The organism is Candidatus Blochmannia vicinus, assembly GCF_023586525.1.
Classification (GTDB): domain Bacteria; phylum Pseudomonadota; class Gammaproteobacteria; order Enterobacterales; family Enterobacteriaceae; genus Blochmanniella; species Blochmanniella vicinus.
Genome location: NZ_CP097763.1, coordinates 63,533 through 84,499, shown reverse-complemented (window position 1 = coordinate 84,499; position 20,967 = coordinate 63,533). Strand labels below are relative to the sequence as shown.

Here is a 20,967-nt window from a genome sequence, read left to right as displayed (position 1 = left end):
ATAATTTATATAAATATTGTATATGTAAAAGTATAGTTAAATATTTAAAAACTGATAATTTTTAAATATTTAACTATACTAATTTTTCGTATTTATTATTTAGTTAGTTTATTTTAGTTTGCTACAATTATTATTGTTTCTATTTTGTTATTATATTCAAACAATTATGTAATTACCATGGTTTCTTATGAAAGAACGTGACATTCATGCGCATTTTGTTGTAATTTCTTCAAATTTTTCTGGTCAAAGAATTGATAATTTTTTGAATACTTATTTTAAAGTAGTGCCTAAATCTATGATTTATAGAATTATACGAACTGGTGCAATACGTATTAATAAAAAAAGAATCAAATTTCAATATAAGTTGCAAATAGGAGATGTATTGCGAATCCCTCCAGTAAGAAGGATGCATTTAAATGAATTTGATATAAAATATATGAAAGAAATTGCATTTTTACAGAATATTATAATTTATGAAGATGATTATTTATTAGCACTTAACAAGCCCACTGGCATTGCTGTGCATGGAGGAAGTGGTCTTAAGTTTGGCATCATTGAGGGATTACGAGCATTACGCCCTAAAGATCAATTTTTAGAATTAGTTCATCGTTTAGATCGAGAAACTTCTGGTGTATTATTGATAGCTAAAAAACGTATTGCTTTGGTGTTTTTACATGAACAGTTACGTATAAAAAGTATGAAGAAAGAATATTTAGCTTTGGTACATGGAAAGTGGGATATAAATGTAGAGCTCATATCTGAGCCGTTATTCAAAAAAACTGTTTTATTTAACAATAAGATTGGTTACAGAGATGCGGAAAAGGGGAAATGTTCTACGACTCATTTTAAAATTAAAGAACAATTTGAAAGAATAGCAACTTTTTTGGTAATTAAACCTATTACTGGACGTACACATCAAATTAGGAAACATACTAAATACGCGGATCATCCTATTGTAGGAGATAGTGTGTATGGCGATTATAAATCTAATATTCAATTTAAACAATTTGGATTTAATCGATTATTTTTGCACGCTTATATGTTGCGTTTTACGCATCCAAATACAAAGAAAGATGTTTCCATATATGCGCCATTAGACCAATTATTTTACAATTGCTTATTTTTTTTGAGAAACTTAATTATGACTAATTATAATCGTTCATTAGAAAGTATAGTAAAAAATATAAATAATAATTAATAATTAAAGAAATTATTTGTTATTAATTTAATGAAATAAGTTATATACATCGTAAAATTAAAATAAAATATCGTTATTTTTTGTTGTTTTATGTTTTGACGTAATTAATCTCATACTAGAAGTATGATATATATTATTTCTTAAATAATTTAAGTGTTATTTTTATACTGTAAGAAAATATAATTAACGAAGACATTTAATTAATTATGCATTTTTATGAAAGGACAAATATTAATATTACTAAATAGTAGGTATTATACTGATGATATAACCAAATGTTTTATGAGTGTATATTATTTGGACAATGTTTAGATGATTTTATTTGAAAAATAAAAGTTAACTGATTATTTTAATGGATTATGAATAATCTATATGTTTGATAATTTAATTATAATGACTATAAATAAAAATTTATATATTTAGAATATAGGTATGTAACCCTATAGTATAGGATGAAGTTTATCTAGACAGATGAGTTGTATTAGATATATTATTCAATGTTCTTATTAAGATGATGTGTTAATAGGTAATAGTACTGAGACGTGTATTGATTCAGCCTAGAGGTATGGTGCTTATTATAAAAAGCTCAATAAATTTGTAAAACTAAGACAGAAATAACATATTATTATAATAATATTAATGATGTAATAATAAATTACGATTTATATTTATCTTAATAAATGTGTATGTGTGAATTGAATTTAATAATTATATGCACTTTTATTTAGTTTAAATAAATAAAAAGCGCTAGAATTTTTTATAATTGTATAACAACTGATATAGATAAGTTAATATTTGTGGATTTACTCAACTATCAAATATACTTTATTTGATAGAAAAATAATATTCTATAAAATAAAAATCATAAAAATGTTATCAATTTAAAAAATTAAATTATATTTTGTTAAATAATCGTGTATTTCAATTATTTGGTTGATTTAATTAATATTTATACTAATCACCTAGACAATAAATAATATTAAAATAAAATAAAAGGAGAGTATAATATGGCTGTACAGCAAAATAAATCTACTCGTTCTACAAGAGGAATGCGTCGTTCTCATCATGTATTACGTCCAGTTGCTATATCAGTAGATCAAGTATCTGGAGAAGTACATCGACGCCATTGTATTACTTTGAATGGATTTTATCGCGGAAAAAAAATGATTGAGAAGTGATTTTTGAATAATGATATACAGCTGAAAAATGTAGTTCTTGCATTAGACGCAATGGGTGGTGATTTCGGTCCAGTTGTGACAGTGCCTGCTTCCCTACAAGCATTGTCTTTACATCCGAAACTTGAATTATTGCTTGTTGGAAATCCTGATGTAATCTCACCTATTTTGTCAGCGTCAAGATCTGCGTGTATTGATAGATTAACTGTTATTCCAGCAAAATTGGTAATAGGTGGGGATATTAGGCCTGCTCAAGCAATTAGAGTCAGTAAGGATACTTCAATGCGTGTAGCTTTAGAGCTTATTAAGTCAGGTCGTGCTCAAGCTTGCGTTAGCGCAGGTAACACAGGGGCGCTTATGGGTTTATCCAAATTAGTGCTGAAGTCTATAAACGGTATCGAACGTCCTGCTTTAACGACACTACTGCCACACCAAAAACAAGGAAAGACCGTTATTTTAGATTTAGGTGCTAATATTTCATGTGATGGCGCAATGTTAGTACAATTTGCAATTATGGGTTCGGTATTATCAGAACAAATTTTAGGCGTAAGTAATCCAAGAGTAGCGTTATTGAATATTGGATCAGAAGAAACTAAAGGATTAGATAATATTCGCCATGCTTCAGAGATATTACACACCATTTCATCAATTCATTATGTTGGTTACATCGAAGCAAATGATTTATTAATAGGAAAAACAGATGTTTTAGTTTGTGATGGTTTTGTTGGTAACATTACCTTAAAGACTATGGAAGGAGTTATAAGAGTTATTTTGTCAACATTGAAATCATCAGAAAAAGAAAATAAATTGAATTGGTTTATGCAAAGTATTAATTTTTGGATAGGTAAATGTTTGTTTAATAAATTCAGTCAATTTCATCCTGATTGGTATAATGGCGCTTATTTGATAGGTTTACGTAATACGGTAATAAAAAGCCATGGCGCGGCTAATCAACGTGCATTTACCGCTGCTATTGTACAGGCAATTCACGCTGTAGAACGAAAAATTCCAGAAAGGATCTCTGCTCGATTAAGTACAGTCTTATCTAAAAAATAATAATCAAATATACATGTTTACTAGAATCCTTGGAACAGGGAGTTATTTACCTCAGCATATTAGATCTAACGTTGTTTTAGAAAAAATGGTAGATACATCGCATGAATGGATTGTCGCTCGTACTGGCATTCAAGAACGTCGTATTTCTAGTTCTGACGAAACTGTGGCTAAAATGGGTTATTTTGCTGCTAAAAGGGCCTTAGATATGGCTTGTATACATGCAGATAAAGTAGGTATTATTATTGTCGCGACCACTTCTTCCAGTCATGCATTTCCTAGTTCAGCATGTCAAATTCAACGGGATTTGCATGTGCGGGATACTATTGCTTTTGATTTGTCAGCAGCTTGCTCTGGATTTGTTTATGCGTTAGGCGTAGCAGATCAATATATTAAAAGTGGAAGTGTGGATTATGCTTTGGTTATAGGGTCAGATACTTTAAGTCACACTTTAGATCCTAGAGATCGTGGGACGTTAATTTTGTTTGGCGATGGGGCAGGCGCAGTAATACTTGGTCGCTCAAAAACACCAGGTATTATTTCTATTCATTTACACGCAGATGGATATCATGGGGATTTATTAACTCTCCCTAATTATAATAGAAATAACCCGACTATATCTAATTATTTAACAATGTCTGGAAATAAAGTATTTAAAATAGCTGTTTCTGTTTTAGCACGTGTTATTGATGAAACTCTTAATATTAATAATTTACATCAAGATGAATTAGATTGGTTAGTTCCTCATCAGGCTAATTTACGAATTATTTCTGCTACTGCTAAACGATTGGATATGGATATGAAAAAAGTAGTAGTTACGCTTGATAGACACGGAAATACGTCTGCAGCTTCTGTTCCTTTAGCTTTGGATGAGGCTGTTCGTGATGGTCGTATTAAACCAGGCCAATTAGTGTTATTAGAAGCGTTTGGAGCGGGGTTTACTTGGGGTTCAGCGTTATTACGATTTTAATACAAGAGAGAAATATTATTATGAATACATTATTAGCTATAGTATTTCCAGGACAAGCGAGTCAAAGGGTAGGAATGTTAAAAACTCTGGCAGCACATTATTCGTTAGTAGAAGAGACTTTTTCTGAAGCATCAGAGATTTTAGGTTATGATATATGGAAATTAGTACAATATGGCCCTTTTACAGAACTAAATAAAACTTATCGAGCACAACCAGCTATTTTAACGGCTTCAGTAGCCGTGTGGAGAATATGGAAACAGCAAGGAGGTTGTATGCCACAAATAATGGCAGGTCATAGTTTAGGGGAGTATTCTGCTTTAGTATGCGCGGGAAGTATGGATTTACGTTCTGGGGTTAGATTGGTAATGGTACGTGGTATGTTGATGCAAGAAGTCGTCCCGAATGGATGTGGAGCTATGTCTGTAATTATTGGTCTAAATGATGATGTTGTTTTTGAATTTTGCAAAGCAGCACAACAAGATCAAATTGTTTCCCTCGCTGGTTTTAATGCACCTGGACATGTAGTTATTTCCGGGAATAAAGCAGCAGTAGACCGTGTTAATTTATTTTGTAAAAATGCAGGAGCAAAACATGTATTTACACTTCCGATTAGTGTTCCAGCACATTGCGCATTAATGAAACCAGTGGCTACAAGGTTTATAAAAGAATTAGAAAAAATAAAAATTAACACTCCCAGTATACCAGTGTTAAATAGTACTGATGTATGTATTGAGCAGGAACCAAGAGCTATTCGTAGTGCATTAATGCGACAATTATACACCCCAGTGCGTTGGCGTGAGGTCGTGCAATATTGTATTCATCAGAGAATTGAAAAATTTTTAGAAATGGGACCGGGGAAAATATTAACTGGACTAATACGTAGTATTGTTAGTAACGTGTTTAGTTTATCAGTAAATGACCCTGTTTCTTTGTCAGAAGCAATGAAAATTGATTGGAATTGATATATTTGTATAGGAGTACATGTAAGATGACTTTTAATGAAAAAATTGTCTTAGTAACCGGTGCTCGTCGTGGTATTGGTCGCGCTATTATTGAAATGTTTGCAAAATATGGAGCTACTGTAATAGGAACTGCGACTAGTGAGTTGGGTGTTAAAGATATTGATATGTACTTAGGGAGTCAAGGAAAAGGGATGGAATTAGATGTTACTGACAAATATTCTATTGATCTTTTTGCAAAAAAGATTCGTCAAGAATTTGGAAATGTTGATATTTTAGTAAATAATGCTGGTATCGTTCAAGATAATATTTTGTTACATATGAAAGATAATGAATGGAAATCTGTCATTGATGTAAATTTGACTGCTGTATATCGTATGTCTAAATTGGTAATAAAATCGATGATAAAAAAACATTATGGTAGAATTATCAACATTGGTTCCGTAGTCGGTATTATGGGGAACGCTGGTCAAGTAAACTATTCAGCTGCTAAATCTGGATTAATTGGATTTACAAAGTCTTTAGCGCGTGAAGTTGCTTCTAGAGGTATTACAGTTAATTTAATAACACCGGGATTTATTTGTACGGATATGGTAAAAAAATTCACTGACAAACAGAAAAATGATATTTTATCAAAGATACCAGTTAATCGTTTTGGAGAGCCCAAAGATGTGGCCTATTCTGTAATGTTTTTTGCTTCTGATTATGCAGAATATATTACTGGACAAACAATGCATGTTAATGGAGGGATGTATATGGGATAATTAGTGTTATGTGATATATCTATTAAAGCTTTAATAAAAGAAAGTTTAATTTTTTAAAATTGCTAGGGAGTGGTATTATTTTGTTTTTTATATTTTTTGAAAACTATCGTATAGGCACATTTTAATAGGAAAATGAGAATATGAATACTATAGAAGAAAAAGTAAAAACAATTATTGCTGAACAATTGGGGGTTAAAAAAGAAGAAGTTGTGAATCATGCTTCATTTGTTGATGATCTTGGAGCTGATTCTCTTGATACTGTTGAGTTGGTTATGGCATTAGAGGAAGAATTTGATACTGAAATTCCAGATGAAGAAGCTGAAAAGATTACAACTGTTCAAGCAGCAATAGATTTTATTAGTAATAGTCATAAAAATAAAAATGATTAATTATAAGGTATAGTATGTTGCTTATACTAGTGCATAGGTATTTTTAGTAAATTGATAAATTGTTTTTGTAAGTAAGGTTATTTCAATATAATAAATTATGCTAATAACATATGAGAATTAAAAAGTAATGACTTAAAAAAGTTGGTACCATTAGTAATATGTTAATATTAATGTAAATTTTTAAATTACAATATCACGATATATTGTAAGAGTTAAAAAATAATTAGATTATAATGAAACCTGTATATTTAAAAATAGAAGGCAATAAGATGTTAATTTCGTAGTTGTACATGTTACATCAAGAATAAATAATTATGTTTATTAAATATTATAAATTAATTGTGCGGTATATATAAAAAAATAATATTGTATTATTGTTGATAGGGTTAAGGGACAACAGTTTCGGTATCTATTGTATTACAAGACACATCGAAATGTTATTTATCGCTGGTAAATTGAAAATAATAATGTATTGGGTGAATGGAATTTTAAAAAAAACAGTATCATTAAATAATCGTGCTTTGCATTTTGGAGATGGATTTTTTACGACAGCTAGATTACGACATGGTGAAATAGAGTTTTTAGATTTGCATATGAATCGATTAATTTTGTCGGCGAAGAGGTTGATGTTTAATAATTTCAATTATAATTTTTTATATAAAGAAATGTTACAAGCAGCTTCTTTTAGTAGCACATATAGTATCATCAAAGTAATAATTAGCAGAAGTGACAATCATAAGCTACATGGATATAAATGCAAAAACGATATTGAACCATTGCGTATAATTTATATCGGTCGATTACCGAAATATTACATACGATGGATTAATGTTGGGATTTGTATGAAAACAAGTGTTGTGCGGTTAGCACGGAATACTTTTTTAGCTGGAATCAAGCATCTTAATAGATTAGAACAAGTTATGATTTCGATGTGGATCAGTAAAAACGAGGAAATTGATGAAGCATTAGTTTTAGATACTGATGGAAATGTTGTAGAATGTTGCAGTTCTAATATTTTTTGGAGATATAAATATCAAGTGTTTACTCCTTCTATACATTATGCTGGTGTTAATGGAATTATGCGTCAGATAGTATTTAGATTATTACCAGAATTAGGATATTGTATACGGACAGTGACAGTTGGTCCTGAGCATGTAAAAAACGCAAATGAAGTGTTTATTACAAATGCTTTATTGCCATTAGCATCAGTTAACTCAATTGATGATTGCTTTTATTCAGATAAGACATTATTTCGTTTGTTGTATTCTCATATTACAAATAATAAAATTCAATAGTATTTATTATTTTTCTAAAAAATTGTATGTATAAAATGTTTCATGATTTTTATCAAAAATAGAGTTGTCTTTAATAAGCTGATCAAAAAAAAATAATGATTTAATTGAACCTTTTTATCAGAATTGTTGTTAAGAGATATATTTTTAATGACATTAGAAACGATATTAGCTCATATACTATATAAATATTTATTATTGTTATTATTAATTTTCTACTTATAAGAATTAAATTTTTTATTTTTTAATTTCTATGGATATAGAAAATACTTATAGTTATGGGAAATATAAAGGTTATGTGTTTTTAATATTTATTGCAATAAACACGTAAATTTTTATAACTTTAATGAATAATTAAATTTTGGCATTAATAATTTTTGTATAAGGTATGGATGTGAGTAATAAATTTATTACAATTGAAGGATTGGATGGAGCCGGAAAAACTACCGTTGTTTATCGTATAACTAAATATTTAAATAAATGTGGCATTGTAAACGTTGTAACTACTCGTGAACCAGGGGGCACACCAGTTGCAGATTTATTACGTGTATTAATTAAATATGGTGGACCTATAAACGATCCTATTGATAGTATATCAGAATTATTGATGATTTATACCGCACGATTTCAACTAATAAAAAATGTTATTAAACCAGCTTTATCTAAAGGTTATTGGGTAATTGGAGATAGGTATGATTTGTCTTCTCAGGCATATCAAGGAGGAGGTAGAGGAGTTGATATGCTATTATTACATGCTTTATCTAATAAAGTTACAAGTATCTTATATCCAGATTTAATATTTTATCTTGATATTTCTCCAGAATTAAGTATATCTCGAATAAAGAACAGAATAATGTTAGATTGTTTTGAACAAGAATCTTTAATTTTTTTTGCTCGTGTGCGTTCTTGTTATAAAAAATTGGCCTCTGAAAAAAAGAATGTTATCATGATTGATGCTTCCCAAAGTTTAGAAAAAGTTTCTGCTATTATTTATAGATATTTAGATTGGTGGTTAATACGTTCCAGGAGGAAGCTATAATGAGATGGTATCCCTGGTTGGATATTATTTATAGTAAAATATTGAATTCTTATCGAAAAAATAGAGGACATCACGCATTACTTTTAAATGCTAAATGGGATAACGGGGAAGATACTTTAATTTATGCTATTGTGCGATGGTTAAGTTGCTCTCATCCTCTAGAAACTCGACACTGTGATATTTGCCATAATTGCAAGTTAATGAATGCAGGACATCATCCTGATTATTATCCGATAAATCCAGAAAATAATACTCAGACTATAGGCGTTGATATCATGCGTGCCTGTATTCATTCCATATATCATCACGCTTGTCAAAGTAAAGTAAAAATTATACATATAAAATATGTAGAATATTTAACTGATCAATCTATTAATGCATTACTTAAAACACTTGACGAACCTCCAATAAATACTTATTTTTTTTTTAAAACTCGAGATTATATAAAAATACCATTAACATTTTTGAGTCGATGTATGAAATGGTCAATTATACCTCCAAAGGAATCGCTTGGATTACAGTGGCTAATACGGCAACGGGAAGGAGTGAATGATATTTTATCGGCACAATGTGCACTACGTTTGTGTAACGGAGCGCCTATAGAAGCAGAAACTATGTTTAAATTAGGGATGTGGAAACAACGATTAGAATTATGTAAATCTATACATGATACTATTATAAATAAAGATTTTTTAAAACTCGTACCATTTTTAAATACTTGTCGGAAAAATACATATTTGTATTGGTTTATTACTGTACTTGTAGATGCATTAAAATGGAAGCAAGGAATAAATAAGAGATTTATAATAAATTTAGATCAAATAGAATTAATTACTATTATTGCAGATTATTGGAGTATTTCATCTTTAAGCCTTCAATTACAACAATGGTTATTATTGTTGTGTTGTTTTCAGAAATTTACTAATATTGATCGTGAATTATTATTGACCTATCGTTTATTAAATTGGAAACAAGACGTTATTGAATCTTGTTTCCATGCATGGAGTATATGACATTATGTTTTTGGTAGATTCTCATTGTCATTTGAATCAATTAAATTATCAAAATATTCATAAAAATGTTTCAGATGTATTGAACAAAGCGAAAAAAAGAGGAGTAAAGCTAGTTTTATCAGTTAGTGTCTCTATGTCAGATTATAATAGCATGGTTGAGTTAATTGGATACAGAAATGATGTTGTATTTTCTTGCGGAGTACATCCTACATATGTACATTATTCTAATAATTTTGATAGAGAAAGATTGTATATTTTATCTTCTAGAAGAAATGTAGTAGCAATAGGTGAAACTGGATTGGATTATTATCATAAATTAAAATTAGATAACAAAAAAAAACAAAAAGAAGCATTTCGGGAACATATTCGTGTTGCTAGAGCAGCACAGAAGCCAGTTATCGTACACAGTCGTGATTCTTGTAAGGATACTGTTGCTATTTTACGTTCAGAATCAGCAGAAGATTGTGGTGGTGTGTTACATTGTTTTAATGAAAATGTAGATACTGCAAGATTGTTATTAAATCTTAATTTTTATATATCTTTTTCTGGTATGATAACATTTAGAAAATCTTATATGATGCAAGAAGTAATTAAATATGTGCCTTCTGATCGTATATTGTTAGAAACTGATTCTCCTTATCTTGCTCCCATTCCTTATAGAGGGAAAGAGAATCAGCCGGCTTATATATATGAAATTGCTAATCATATAGCGCTTATAAAAAATATTGATATGGATGAATTAGCGTTTATTACTACAGTTAATTTTCGTACTTTATTTCATTTGTGAAATAAGAATAAAATGAATATATTAAATGGATATTACGGATAGATTAATAGTGTCGTATTGTTATTAACATTAGAATATAGTAGTTATACTATATTGAATATAATTTGATTAATATAATCATTAATTTATTATATATATTGTAAATGTAATATAATATTTAATAACCTGAAGACAAATATAGTATTTGTATTTTTTATGTTAGGGGTAGATGCTAGCTGATGTGGTCAAAGAATTATTGTAATATTTATATACTTTTAAGTAATAGGATAAGTTGTGAAAAAAGATAATATTTTTATAAATATTATTAAAAAGAAAATTAAAGTTGATATCTTATATCAAGACGAATTAGTGACTGCATTTTATGATTTAAACCCTAAAGCGCCTGTTCATGTATTAATTGTACCTAATATATTGATTCCTACTGTTAATCATGTCACAACTAATGATGAAATAATATTAGGTAGATTATTTGTAGTAGCAGCAAAAATTGCTAAGAAAAAGAATATACATTCTTCAGGTTATCGTTTAATAGTTAATTGTAACCATCATGCTGGTCAAGAAATTTATCATCTTCATATGCATTTATTAGGAGGAAAACCTCTAGGTCCTTTGTTATAAAAAAAGTAATAAGAGCATATATTATAGTTTAATTATAAGTGGATTTTTCAATTAGTATCTCTTTTAATAAGAGTTAATTTTTTGTTTTGTGTAAAAATTAAAATATATGTTTATTGATGTGTAAAGGACAATATGATAGCGAATTTGGTAAAAAATTTTTATTTTTAGATAAAAATTATTATGCAAAATGATAATAACATATATTTCATTTATAAAAACAAGATAATATGTTTAGTGATCGGTATGATTTCTGTACATTATTGTATTGGGTTATGTAATTATGATAACACGTTTACGCTAAATACGAAGCCTGCATTATCAGTACCATCTCAAATTAACTTAATTCATTGGGAACCAATTATATTAAATATGCTGCAGAATGCATTTTTTTTTGATAATATCGAACGCGGTAGTGTATTGTTAGTAAATATAATCAAGAATAATACCAACGGTATTTTTCAGACTAATAATGTTACAAACATATTAATCAAATGTATTGTAGAGAATACTGGAAAATATAATGTTATTGATATAGAAAGATTACATTCTGTATACAGAGAATTGGGTGTGTTTCCGGAAGATAATAGAAATTCTTATAATTTTTCTATGAAAATTGCAAATTATTTGCAAGCAAATTATATCCTATATGGTATTGCTTATGGAAATTCAGAAAAACCAAATTTAGAATTACAATTAATATCGGTTAAGACTGGTGAGATTTTGAGAGTTGTTAGTGGTTCTGCATAAGATATAAATAGGTTTTAATAGTAATTGTTAGTAATTACTTAAGGCATTATAAAAGGGTTAAAGATATGATCTTATAAAAAGATTCAATTATTACATTTAAAATGACTATATATGTTGTATAGTTGGCATGTATATTTAATGATTAAATGTTGCAGATATATGAGAATTTAAAAAAATATATTATTTGATATACTTATGAGGTAATACAGCAGATTTTGACGTATCAACCAATCGTATTGTTTATTGCTTTACGTTATGTTTTGGGGAAATCGATAGATCAGTTTGGCCGAAATATTTATTGGATTTCTAGTATTGCTATTATGTTAGGTGTGATGGCAATGATAACTGTATTGTCAGTTATGAATGGTTGTGAGCGTGAAATAAAACAAAATCTTCTTAATTTTATACCTCATGTATTGCTTACTACTGACAAAGGATATGTACATATTGAGAATAAACCAAAATTAGTATTACGTCAATTACAACATAAAATAATATGTGTTCAACCGTTGGTGACATCTAATGTTATATTACAAAGTTCTAGAAAAGCATCATTTGGAGTGATGTTAGGGATTGATCCGAATCATTTTGAGCCATTATATCTGTATTTAATTAATAAATATATGGATCAGTTAATTCCAGGAAAATATTATGTCATTATTGGGTCAGCTTTAGCAAAAAAACTTGAAGTACGTATAAATGATCAAATTCGTTTAATTGTTCCTTCTGTTATGCAGATCACTCCTATTGGCTATGTTCCTAGTCAACGACTATTTACAGTATTAGATGTTTATATTACGACTAGTGAAGTTGATTCTTATCAAGTATTAATACATCGATCTGATGCTTCTGCGTTAATGCATTATCCAGCGCAATGTGTTACTGGGTGGAGATTGTGGCTACATGAACCATTGTTACTGAACAATTATTATTATAATAATCGCTTGCAATTATGTAAGGATTGGGTGTGGAGGGATTGGAGAGAGTGTAAAGGATCTTTATTTCAAGCGATGAAAATAGAAAAAAATATAATGTCCTTGTTATTAGTTTTAATCATAATAGCAGCAGGTTTTAATGTTATTTCTTTTTTAGCGTTACTAATATTAGACAAACAGATAGAAATTGCAGTACTGCAAACATATGGTTTTACTCGCCGACAGATTGTGTTGCTTTTTATGATTCAGGGATTTGGAAATGGTATTTTAGGTATTATATTTGGTACAGGATTAGGATTATTACTATCTAGTAAACTAAATCAAATATTATTATTTTTAAAAATATTACCAGATGCTGTACAATTACCCGTAGAAATAAAATATTATCAAATATTAGGTATCGTATTTATGACGTTTATTATAGTCTTCTTAGCTACGTTGTATCCATCATGGCGTGCAGCTTCCGTTCATCCTGCAAGAATTTTACGTCATGGTTGATATTCCATTATTATATTGTGCTCAATTGACGAAATATTATCGTCGTGCTGGGTTTTTAATCAAAGTGTTGAATCATATTACTTTAAGTATACAACCTAAGGAGATTATTGCTGTTGTGGGGATGTCTGGGTCTGGTAAAAGTACATTGTTACATTTACTCGGGGGATTAGATAAACCAACTGCAGGTGAGATATTCTTTGAAGGATATGCATTACATAAATTATCTGATAATGCGCGCGCTATGATACGTAATAAACGTTTAGGTTTTATTTACCAATTTCATCATTTATTATTAGATTTTGATATTTTAGAAAATGTAGCGATGCCATTATTGATTGGAGGTACTGGATTTAGTCAAGCGAAAAATAAAGCACGATGTATATTAAAATTAGTTGGTTTAGAGAATCGTATTCATTTTTTTCCAAACGAATTATCTGGAGGAGAAAGTCAGAGAGTAGCTATAGCACGAGCTATAATAAATAATCCAGCTTTAGTGCTGGCCGATGAACCTACTGGAAATTTAGACGAAGAAAATTCAAGTAATATTTTTCAATTATTAAAAACATTAAATATTCATTATGGAACAACTTTTTTAATTGCAACTCATGATTTAGATTTGGCTAAGAAATGTCATAGAATATTAACGATATCTGATGGTCAAATAATATTAACATAGGATAATTCGTTTAGGTAATTGTTTTAAAATGATATTATCTTTACAAATTGCTTTAAAATTTCATCGCGGTGCGAATAATAATATTCTGATATCTTTAGTATCTTTAATTGCTATTATTAGTATTACTATAGGAATAGCAATATCTATAATTGCATTAAGCGCAATTAATGGGTTTAAATATGAATTAAGTCATCGTATTTTGGCGATTGTTCCGCACGTAGAAATTGAGTCGGTTAGTGAGTCATTTATCGATTGGTCTGAGGTTTCGAAGTGTATTTGTCAAATGCCAGAAATTATTTGTGTAACTCCTTATATTAATTTTTCTGGAGTTGTTGAATTTAATAATAAATGGCACGTGGTTTACGTTAAAAGTATAGATTTAATGAAAAACGTAGATAAAAATATATTATCTTATTTTATAGAGAAAGATTTTTCTTGGAAATATTTTTATGAAAATACGGAACAGATTATTTTAGGAAAAGGAATATCGGATGCGCTAGGAATTAAAGTAGGTGATTGGATCACTATTTTAATTGCTCATAATTTTCGTATAGATAATAAATTGTTATCATCTAAAAAAATTCGTTTACAAGTGGCTGGTATATTAAATTTGAGTAGTCAATTAGACTACAATATTGCTATAATGTCTTTATTGGATATACAACATTTATATGATAAAAAATCAGATATTACAGGAATAGCTATTAAAATTAATGATATTTTTTCTGCTAATAAAATAGTACATAAAATTGAAAAAATAATTAATCGTCAGGTTTATGTAAGAAGCTGGATGGATACCTATGGGTATATTTATAGAGATATTCAAATGGTTCGTGTAATTGTATATTTATCAATGATATTGATGATGAGTATCTCTTGTTTTAACGTAATTGCTACGCTTATTTTATCAATAAAAGATAAAAATTATGATATTGCGCTAATTTGTGCATTAGGAGGTCAAAATATTTTAATTAGACGTATATTTTTCTGGTATGGGTTAATTATTTATATTATTTCTGGTGTTATAGGAACCGGATTAGGTGTTTTTGTTTCTTTTAACTTAACAAGTTTAATTACAATTTGTAACGATTTTTTGGGAAGTAAGATTTTGTCACAAGGAATTTATTTTATTAATTTTTTACCTGTTAAATTAAATGGGTGGGATGTATTATCGGTTTTAGGTATAACATTATTACTCGGGATAGTTACTAGTTGGTATACGGTATTAAAAACAGAAAAATTTGATTTATATAAAATGTTAAAATGAGAAATTGAAAATTTGTGATCTTTTGCTAGAGCAAAAGATTTTGAATAATTTGTTTAATAATATAGTTGAGTTATAAATAAATAAAAATATAAACATCAATTGTAGATAATAGAATGTAGGTTTCTAATATTTATAATTTTGACAGTTTTGATATGGTATATCAATGTTATATTGAGTAGCGTTTAATATTTCAAACTCATGGTATATAAATAAATTTTTATAAAATATATTATTTATAAAATGAAAATAACACTGTTAGCGCAATGCAGTAGATTCCATTTTGGTAACTTAATTTAATGTGTGAGTTAAAATATTTATTTTTATTTTTGACTCCAACCAATTACATAGGTTTAGCAGCAGAAATGGCAAATGAAATTGATGATGTAACATCATGATGTTACATCATCAATTTCATTTGCCATTTCTGCTGCTAAACCTATGTAATTGGTTGGAGTCAATTTTTGTAAACGTATTTTTTCTGTTGCTGGTAATGGTAGTGATTCAATAAAAATTTTTATTTTTTCAGGATTAATATCTGTACTGCTGATAAATTTTTTTGTATCTTCATAAGATTTATGAATATTATGCCGTCTCATAACCGTTTGAATAGCTTCGCTTAATACTATCCAATGTCTATTTAATTCACTTAATATGTATTCTTTATTAACTATTAATGTTTTTATGCCTTTTAGTACGCTATGGTAGGAGATTAAAGCGTATCCTATAGCCATTCCTAAGCTTCTTAGGACGGTTGAATCGCTTAAATCGCGTTGCCAACGTGATATTGGTAACTTCTCAGAAAAATGATTAAATATGGCGTTTGCTAATCCTAGGTTTCCTTCAGACTTTTCAAAGTCTATAGGATTTACTTTGTGTGGCATAGTGGATGATCCAATTGAAATTTCATTATGGTATAGTTTAAAATAGTTGAGTGAAATATAACCCCATATATCTCTATTAAAATTTATCAAGATTGTATTGAATCGTGTAATACAGTCGGATAATTCAGCAATATAATCATGTGGTTCTATTTGTGTTGTATATGGATTATATTCGATTCCTAAAGATATAACAAATTCTTTGCTTAATTTACGCCAATTTATTTCTGGGTATGCTACTGTATGAGCATTGTAGTTTCCTACAGCGCCGTTCATTTTACCTAAAATTTTTATTGATTTTAATTGATTATATTGACGTATTAGTCGATATGCAATGTTAGCCATTTCTTTTCCAATAGTAGAAGGGGTAGCGGGCTGTCCATGAGTTCTAGATAATAAAGGAATATCTTTATAATTAATACTCATTTTTTTAATTTCATTAATAATTTGTTGCCAAATAGGTAACAAAATAGTTTTTTTGGCATTAGTAAGCATTAATCCATATGCAAGATTGTTAATATCATCTGAAGTACAAGCAAAATGAATAAATTCACTTATTTTTTTTAAATTAGGTAATATACTTATTTTTTCTTTTAAGAAATACTCTACTGCTTTGATATCATGCTTAATAATTTGTTCTATTTCTTTAATACGTTCTGCATCTTTGATATTAAAATTAATCACTAATTTATTTAAAAAGTCATATTCGGGTTGTGTAAAAGGAGATATTTCTTTAATAGCTGTTGTGTGAGCTAGTTTTTGTAACCAATAGATTTCAATCTGTACTCGAAATTTTAACAGACTGAATTCACTAAAAATACTACGTAAGGAATCAGTTTGTTTATAGTAACGACCATCGATAGGTGATACTACAGTTAAGGGCGATAATTTTATCACTTCTTCTCCTTTCATGATGAAATTAAACATTAAATATAATAATTATTTAGTTTTATAATTATGGTAGTATTTAATATGTTCAATGATATTGAATAAATATTTTTAATTGATATTGTTTATGTTTATTGAAGAGTAATAATTTTTAGGGCTTAAGTAGCTATAAGGAATAGTTTGTTCAATGATGCCGCCGCCTAAACAATTTTCATGTGAGTAAAAAACTGCTGCTTGCCCCGGTGTAATTGCTGATACTGGATTTTTTAAAACAACTTTAAGGTCATTGTTAAAAATAGGATATACACGACATTGAACATCTGGGTGTCTGTATCTAATTTTTACTGTACAATATAAAGGTGACTTAAGTATATTTCCTTTTATCCATTGTACTTGTTTAGCAATGAATTCAGTAGACATAAGAAGCGGGTGATGATGTTCTTGCGCTGCGATTAACGTATTATTTTTTATATCTTTGTCTATTACGTACCATGGTTTCCCATTTCCTTTTTTGATTCCACCTATATTTAATCCTTTTCTTTGTCCTAAAGTATAAAATGATACTCCTTGATGTGTTCCAATTTTATCTCCATTTATATTAATTATAATTCCTGGTTGCATTGGTATGTAATGACTAATAAAATTTCTAAATTTTCGTTTACCAATGAAACAAATACCAGTAGAGTCTTTTTTATTAGCTGTAATTAAGTTTAATTCTTTAGCGATATTTCTAACTTGTGATTTTTTTAATGTTCCTACAGGAAACAAACATTGTTTAAGTTGTGTATGACTAAGTGTATATAGAAAATAACTTTGATCCTTATTTTTGTCTAAACCACGCATTAGGCACGTTCCTTGATTGGTGTCAATACGGCGTACATAATGTCCAGTTGCAATAAAATCTGCGTCTAAATCTTTGAGTGCAAATTCTAAAAAACATTTGAATTTAATTTCTTTATTGCAGAGTATGTCAGGATTAGGGGTGCGGCCAATTTTATATTCTTGCAAAAATACTTGAAATACATTTTCCCAATATTCTTTAGAAAAATTTACGGTATGTAAATATATACCCAAATGATTACAGACAGAATAAGTATCCGATAAATCAGATGCTGATGAGCAATGTTCATTACTATCGTCATCTTCCCAATTTTTCATAAATAATCCTTCTACTTTATATCCTTGTTGTAATAATATCCATGCGGATACGGAAGAATCAACCCCCCCAGACATTCCAACAATCACTTTTTTTTTACAATGGGTATGTAATATAGTATTCATGATTAGATAAAATATAAGTTATTTTGTGTATGCACGATTTAATATTAAAGCAAATATATTATTTTTAATCATTTTATTGCAAAACCTAGATGGATAATATTATAAATTTTGTTATATAGCAAATCTTATCTTTAGAAAGATATGATGATATAAATATATATATTAGTGATAACATATTAAATAATTTATACTATTTATAATTTAAATGCTTAAAGATATTTTTTTAGAAAAAATGTTTTATTTATATAAAATATGAATATCGTAATATTTATTTACGTTATCAAGACAATAACAGTGTCGTTTACGTATATGTAATCAGTTAATTTATTTATTTTTTATCTTAAGTTAGATGATATTATTTTTTTATTAGTTATATGGATAAAATACGATAAAATTATATGACTTTTTAAACATAATTAGTCGTTAAAAATATATGTAATAATTATAGATCAGTATAAACAATTTTATTTTTATTTAGGCAAGTTACTGTGTTGGTTAATTTTGTTAATATGTTTGTTGTATCCTTATATTTATTGCGTATAGATTATTTACTATATTTTATTTCATAAATATAGAGTATTATAATGTAAGTTGTATTTATATATTAATATAAAAAATAGCATAATGATAAAAATATTATTTTTTAAAGAAACGTTATAATCTACTTATGTTGATAAGGTATATTATTTATAAGGTATCATGATATATTTATTATAACTAAAAATAATATGAAGATATTTCCCAGTAATTCAAAATTTTTATGAAAAAAGTAGATAATTCACAAGGATTTATTCAGGTTAGAGCAGCACATCGCCGTGAGCTTATTGATGATTATATTGAGTTGATTTCAGATTTAATCCAAGAATGTGGAGAGGCTCGTCAAGTAGATTTAGCTTTACGATTGGGAGTAACACAACCAACAGTAGCAAAAATGTTAAAGAAATTGATTGCTTGTTCATTAATTGAACATAAACGCTATCGTAGAGTATTATTAACAGAACAAGGAAGACGATTAGCTGATGAAAATCATGTACGACATAAAATTGTAAGAACATTTCTAATGGATTTGGGTATTAATAAAAAAACTGCTCAAAGAGATGCGGAAGGTATTGAGCATCATGTCAGCAATGAAACATTATTAGCATTTAGACAGTTTTCTAAGCGATGTAATAAATAATTGAATATGAATATATATATGTATTTCATTAAGTTATTCATCGTGTAACATACGTTTGGGTAAAATTATTTAAAATTTTTGAGAGAATTATGTAGTATTTATATCTTTAATATACATGATTTATGGTTGTATTATTTCTTTAATAAATGAGATATTTTCCATTGTACATAGCCAAAGTTAATACCTTTACGTATTTTATTTGTAGACAATGATTTCATTGTTTAATTTATATATAGATATAGATATTGTTATCTATATTTTTAGAGTTATAGGAAAACTAATTTTTAAAACATAAAACATTGTCTCATTTCATAATATTATATAAATAATATATATTTTGATTACAAAAATTATAAAATTATGAAGATATATATAATATATTTAGTTATTATTTTTTTGCTGACAACTTGTGTACAACAAAATAATAAAGATAATGCTATACGTACATCATCTACTAATTTAAGATGCAAAGAAGTTGATTCTTCTAAACAAGTTACATCATCAATATATAATGATTGCATTCGTCGTTGCGCTATTAATTATGGAGTAGATGCATCTTTAGTGAAGGCTATTATTCAAGTAGAATCCAATTATGATCCTACTGTAATTAGTAAATCTAATGCTGTCGGACTAATGCAGCTTAAAGCAGATACTGCAGGTAGAGATGCTTATCGTTTAAAAGGATGGACAGGAGAACCTAGTATTTATGAATTAAAAAATGCTGTTGTCAATATTGATCTTGGCACTGCTTATTTGTCTATATTACAAAAACAATTAGAAGGTATTATTAATCCAAAAACTAGACGTTACGCTGTTATTGTTGCCTATGTAAATGGTTTGAGTGCATTGTTAAAAACATTTTCTATTGATCGTAGTTATGCTATTGAAAAAATAAATAAGCTTAGTCCAGATCAATTTTACCAATATATACAATCCCATCATCCATCTGCGCAGGCACAGCGTTATTTATCTAAAGTTAATTCTATTTATGTTAATCAGGATTAATTATAGATCTAATTTTAGATTAATATTTTATTTTTTAAATTAATTTTTTATAAACTTGGAGATATATATTGATATATTTTTTCTGCGATTATTTATTATATTAAGTAATAAAAAATTTAAATGATGTTTGATCGTTAGGAATATATTAGTTTAAAATTACAGAATAAAATAGTATTACAAATGTAACAATGATTAAATATGTTATTTAATTAAAAATTGTTATGAATGTAAATAAATTGTGTCTAAGTTAGATAAATAAGATTATATACAAGTATATTTATTTTTTGATAGATATTTTAATATCGTATGTATATATGTTAATTTTATTTATGGTCTAATTATATTCATATAGGGATTT

At 28.0% G+C, this 20,967-nt stretch carries 20 protein-coding genes; 18 read left to right on the top strand and 2 right to left on the bottom strand.

The genetic code is table 11. The features are described 5' to 3' along the window. Positions 1–187 precede the first annotated feature (187 nt). The 16 genes from rluC to M9408_RS00305 all read left to right on the top strand — a co-directional run bounded on the left by rluC (position 188) and on the right by M9408_RS00305 (position 15,380). Positions 188–1,198 carry a 23S rRNA pseudouridine(955/2504/2580) synthase RluC gene (gene rluC / locus M9408_RS00380; protein WP_250257247.1) on the top strand — a complete coding sequence of 337 codons (1,011 nt, stop codon included), beginning with the start codon at positions 188–190 and terminating at the stop codon, positions 1,196–1,198. A gap of 1,007 nt (positions 1,199–2,205) precedes the next feature. Further along, the gene (gene rpmF / locus M9408_RS00375) at positions 2,206–2,376 is read left to right on the top strand and encodes a 50S ribosomal protein L32 (protein WP_250257246.1); all 171 of its coding nucleotides are present in this window, start codon (positions 2,206–2,208) and stop codon (positions 2,374–2,376) included. Positions 2,377–2,397: 21 nt separating this feature from the next. Beyond that, entirely contained in the window at positions 2,398–3,429 is a 1,032-nt protein-coding gene (plsX, locus tag M9408_RS00370; protein ID WP_250257497.1) for a phosphate acyltransferase PlsX, read from the top strand. Positions 3,430–3,442: 13 nt separating this feature from the next. After that, positions 3,443–4,396 carry a beta-ketoacyl-ACP synthase III gene (locus M9408_RS00365; RefSeq protein WP_250235670.1) on the top strand — a complete coding sequence of 318 codons (954 nt, stop codon included), beginning with the start codon at positions 3,443–3,445 and terminating at the stop codon, positions 4,394–4,396. A 20-nt stretch (positions 4,397–4,416) separates the two neighbouring features. Further along, positions 4,417–5,358, top strand: a complete 942-nt coding sequence (fabD, locus tag M9408_RS00360; RefSeq protein WP_250257245.1) for an ACP S-malonyltransferase — start codon at positions 4,417–4,419, stop codon at positions 5,356–5,358. A gap of 26 nt (positions 5,359–5,384) precedes the next feature. Then, positions 5,385–6,119, top strand: a complete 735-nt coding sequence (fabG, locus tag M9408_RS00355; protein WP_250235667.1) for a 3-oxoacyl-ACP reductase FabG — start codon at positions 5,385–5,387, stop codon at positions 6,117–6,119. A 140-nt stretch (positions 6,120–6,259) separates the two neighbouring features. Continuing rightward, entirely contained in the window at positions 6,260–6,508 is a 249-nt protein-coding gene (gene acpP, locus M9408_RS00350; RefSeq protein WP_250232341.1) for an acyl carrier protein, read from the top strand. Between the two features lie 434 nt (positions 6,509–6,942). Then, positions 6,943–7,803 (top strand): aminodeoxychorismate lyase, encoded by an 861-nt coding sequence (gene pabC, locus M9408_RS00345; RefSeq protein ID WP_250257244.1) that lies wholly within the window; start codon positions 6,943–6,945, stop codon positions 7,801–7,803. A 391-nt stretch (positions 7,804–8,194) separates the two neighbouring features. Then, positions 8,195–8,839: a dTMP kinase gene (gene tmk / locus M9408_RS00340; protein WP_250257243.1), complete on the top strand. Its 645-nt coding sequence runs from the start codon at positions 8,195–8,197 to the stop codon at positions 8,837–8,839. Then, positions 8,839–9,852, top strand: a complete 1,014-nt coding sequence (locus M9408_RS00335) for a DNA polymerase III subunit delta' C-terminal domain-containing protein (protein WP_250257242.1) — start codon at positions 8,839–8,841, stop codon at positions 9,850–9,852. The genes tmk and M9408_RS00335 overlap by 1 nt, the downstream gene beginning before the upstream one ends. A gap of 4 nt (positions 9,853–9,856) precedes the next feature. Further along, on the top strand, positions 9,857–10,639 hold the full coding sequence (locus M9408_RS00330) for a YchF/TatD family DNA exonuclease (RefSeq protein WP_250257496.1): 783 nt from the start codon (positions 9,857–9,859) through the stop codon (positions 10,637–10,639). A 273-nt stretch (positions 10,640–10,912) separates the two neighbouring features. Beyond that, on the top strand, positions 10,913–11,257 hold the full coding sequence (locus M9408_RS00325) for an HIT domain-containing protein (RefSeq protein WP_250257241.1): 345 nt from the start codon (positions 10,913–10,915) through the stop codon (positions 11,255–11,257). A gap of 243 nt (positions 11,258–11,500) precedes the next feature. After that, positions 11,501–12,004 (top strand): penicillin-binding protein activator LpoB, encoded by a 504-nt coding sequence (locus tag M9408_RS00320; protein WP_250257240.1) that lies wholly within the window; start codon positions 11,501–11,503, stop codon positions 12,002–12,004. A 215-nt stretch (positions 12,005–12,219) separates the two neighbouring features. Continuing rightward, a complete protein-coding gene (lolC, locus tag M9408_RS00315; RefSeq protein WP_250257239.1) occupies positions 12,220–13,437 on the top strand; it encodes a lipoprotein-releasing ABC transporter permease subunit LolC in 1,218 nt (405 codons plus the stop codon). Further along, the gene (lolD, locus tag M9408_RS00310) at positions 13,430–14,113 is read left to right on the top strand and encodes a lipoprotein-releasing ABC transporter ATP-binding protein LolD (protein WP_250257238.1); all 684 of its coding nucleotides are present in this window, start codon (positions 13,430–13,432) and stop codon (positions 14,111–14,113) included. Before lolC ends, lolD begins: the two co-directional genes overlap by 8 nt. Positions 14,114–14,141: 28 nt before the next feature. Then, a complete protein-coding gene (locus M9408_RS00305; RefSeq protein WP_250257237.1) occupies positions 14,142–15,380 on the top strand; it encodes an ABC transporter permease in 1,239 nt (412 codons plus the stop codon). 389 nt (positions 15,381–15,769) lie between these two features. Here M9408_RS00305 and purB read toward each other — a convergent pair whose 3' ends face one another. Together purB and mnmA are read right to left on the bottom strand one after the other, a co-directional pair. Further along, positions 15,770–17,152, bottom strand: coding sequence for an adenylosuccinate lyase (purB, locus tag M9408_RS00300; protein ID WP_250257495.1), 1,383 nt, complete (start codon positions 17,150–17,152; stop codon positions 15,770–15,772). A 105-nt stretch (positions 17,153–17,257) separates the two neighbouring features. Beyond that, a complete protein-coding gene (mnmA, locus tag M9408_RS00295) occupies positions 17,258–18,427 on the bottom strand; it encodes a tRNA 2-thiouridine(34) synthase MnmA (RefSeq protein ID WP_250257236.1) in 1,170 nt (389 codons plus the stop codon). 760 nt (positions 18,428–19,187) lie between these two features. On the opposite strand from mnmA, the gene mntR reads away from it, so the two are divergent. Next, complete coding sequence (gene mntR / locus M9408_RS00290) at positions 19,188–19,604, top strand: manganese-binding transcriptional regulator MntR (protein WP_250257235.1); 417 nt, start codon at positions 19,188–19,190, stop codon at positions 19,602–19,604. Positions 19,605–19,964: 360 nt separating this feature from the next. Next, on the top strand, positions 19,965–20,609 hold the full coding sequence (locus M9408_RS00285) for a transglycosylase SLT domain-containing protein (RefSeq protein WP_250257234.1): 645 nt from the start codon (positions 19,965–19,967) through the stop codon (positions 20,607–20,609). The last annotated feature ends 358 nt before the right edge of the window (positions 20,610–20,967 follow it).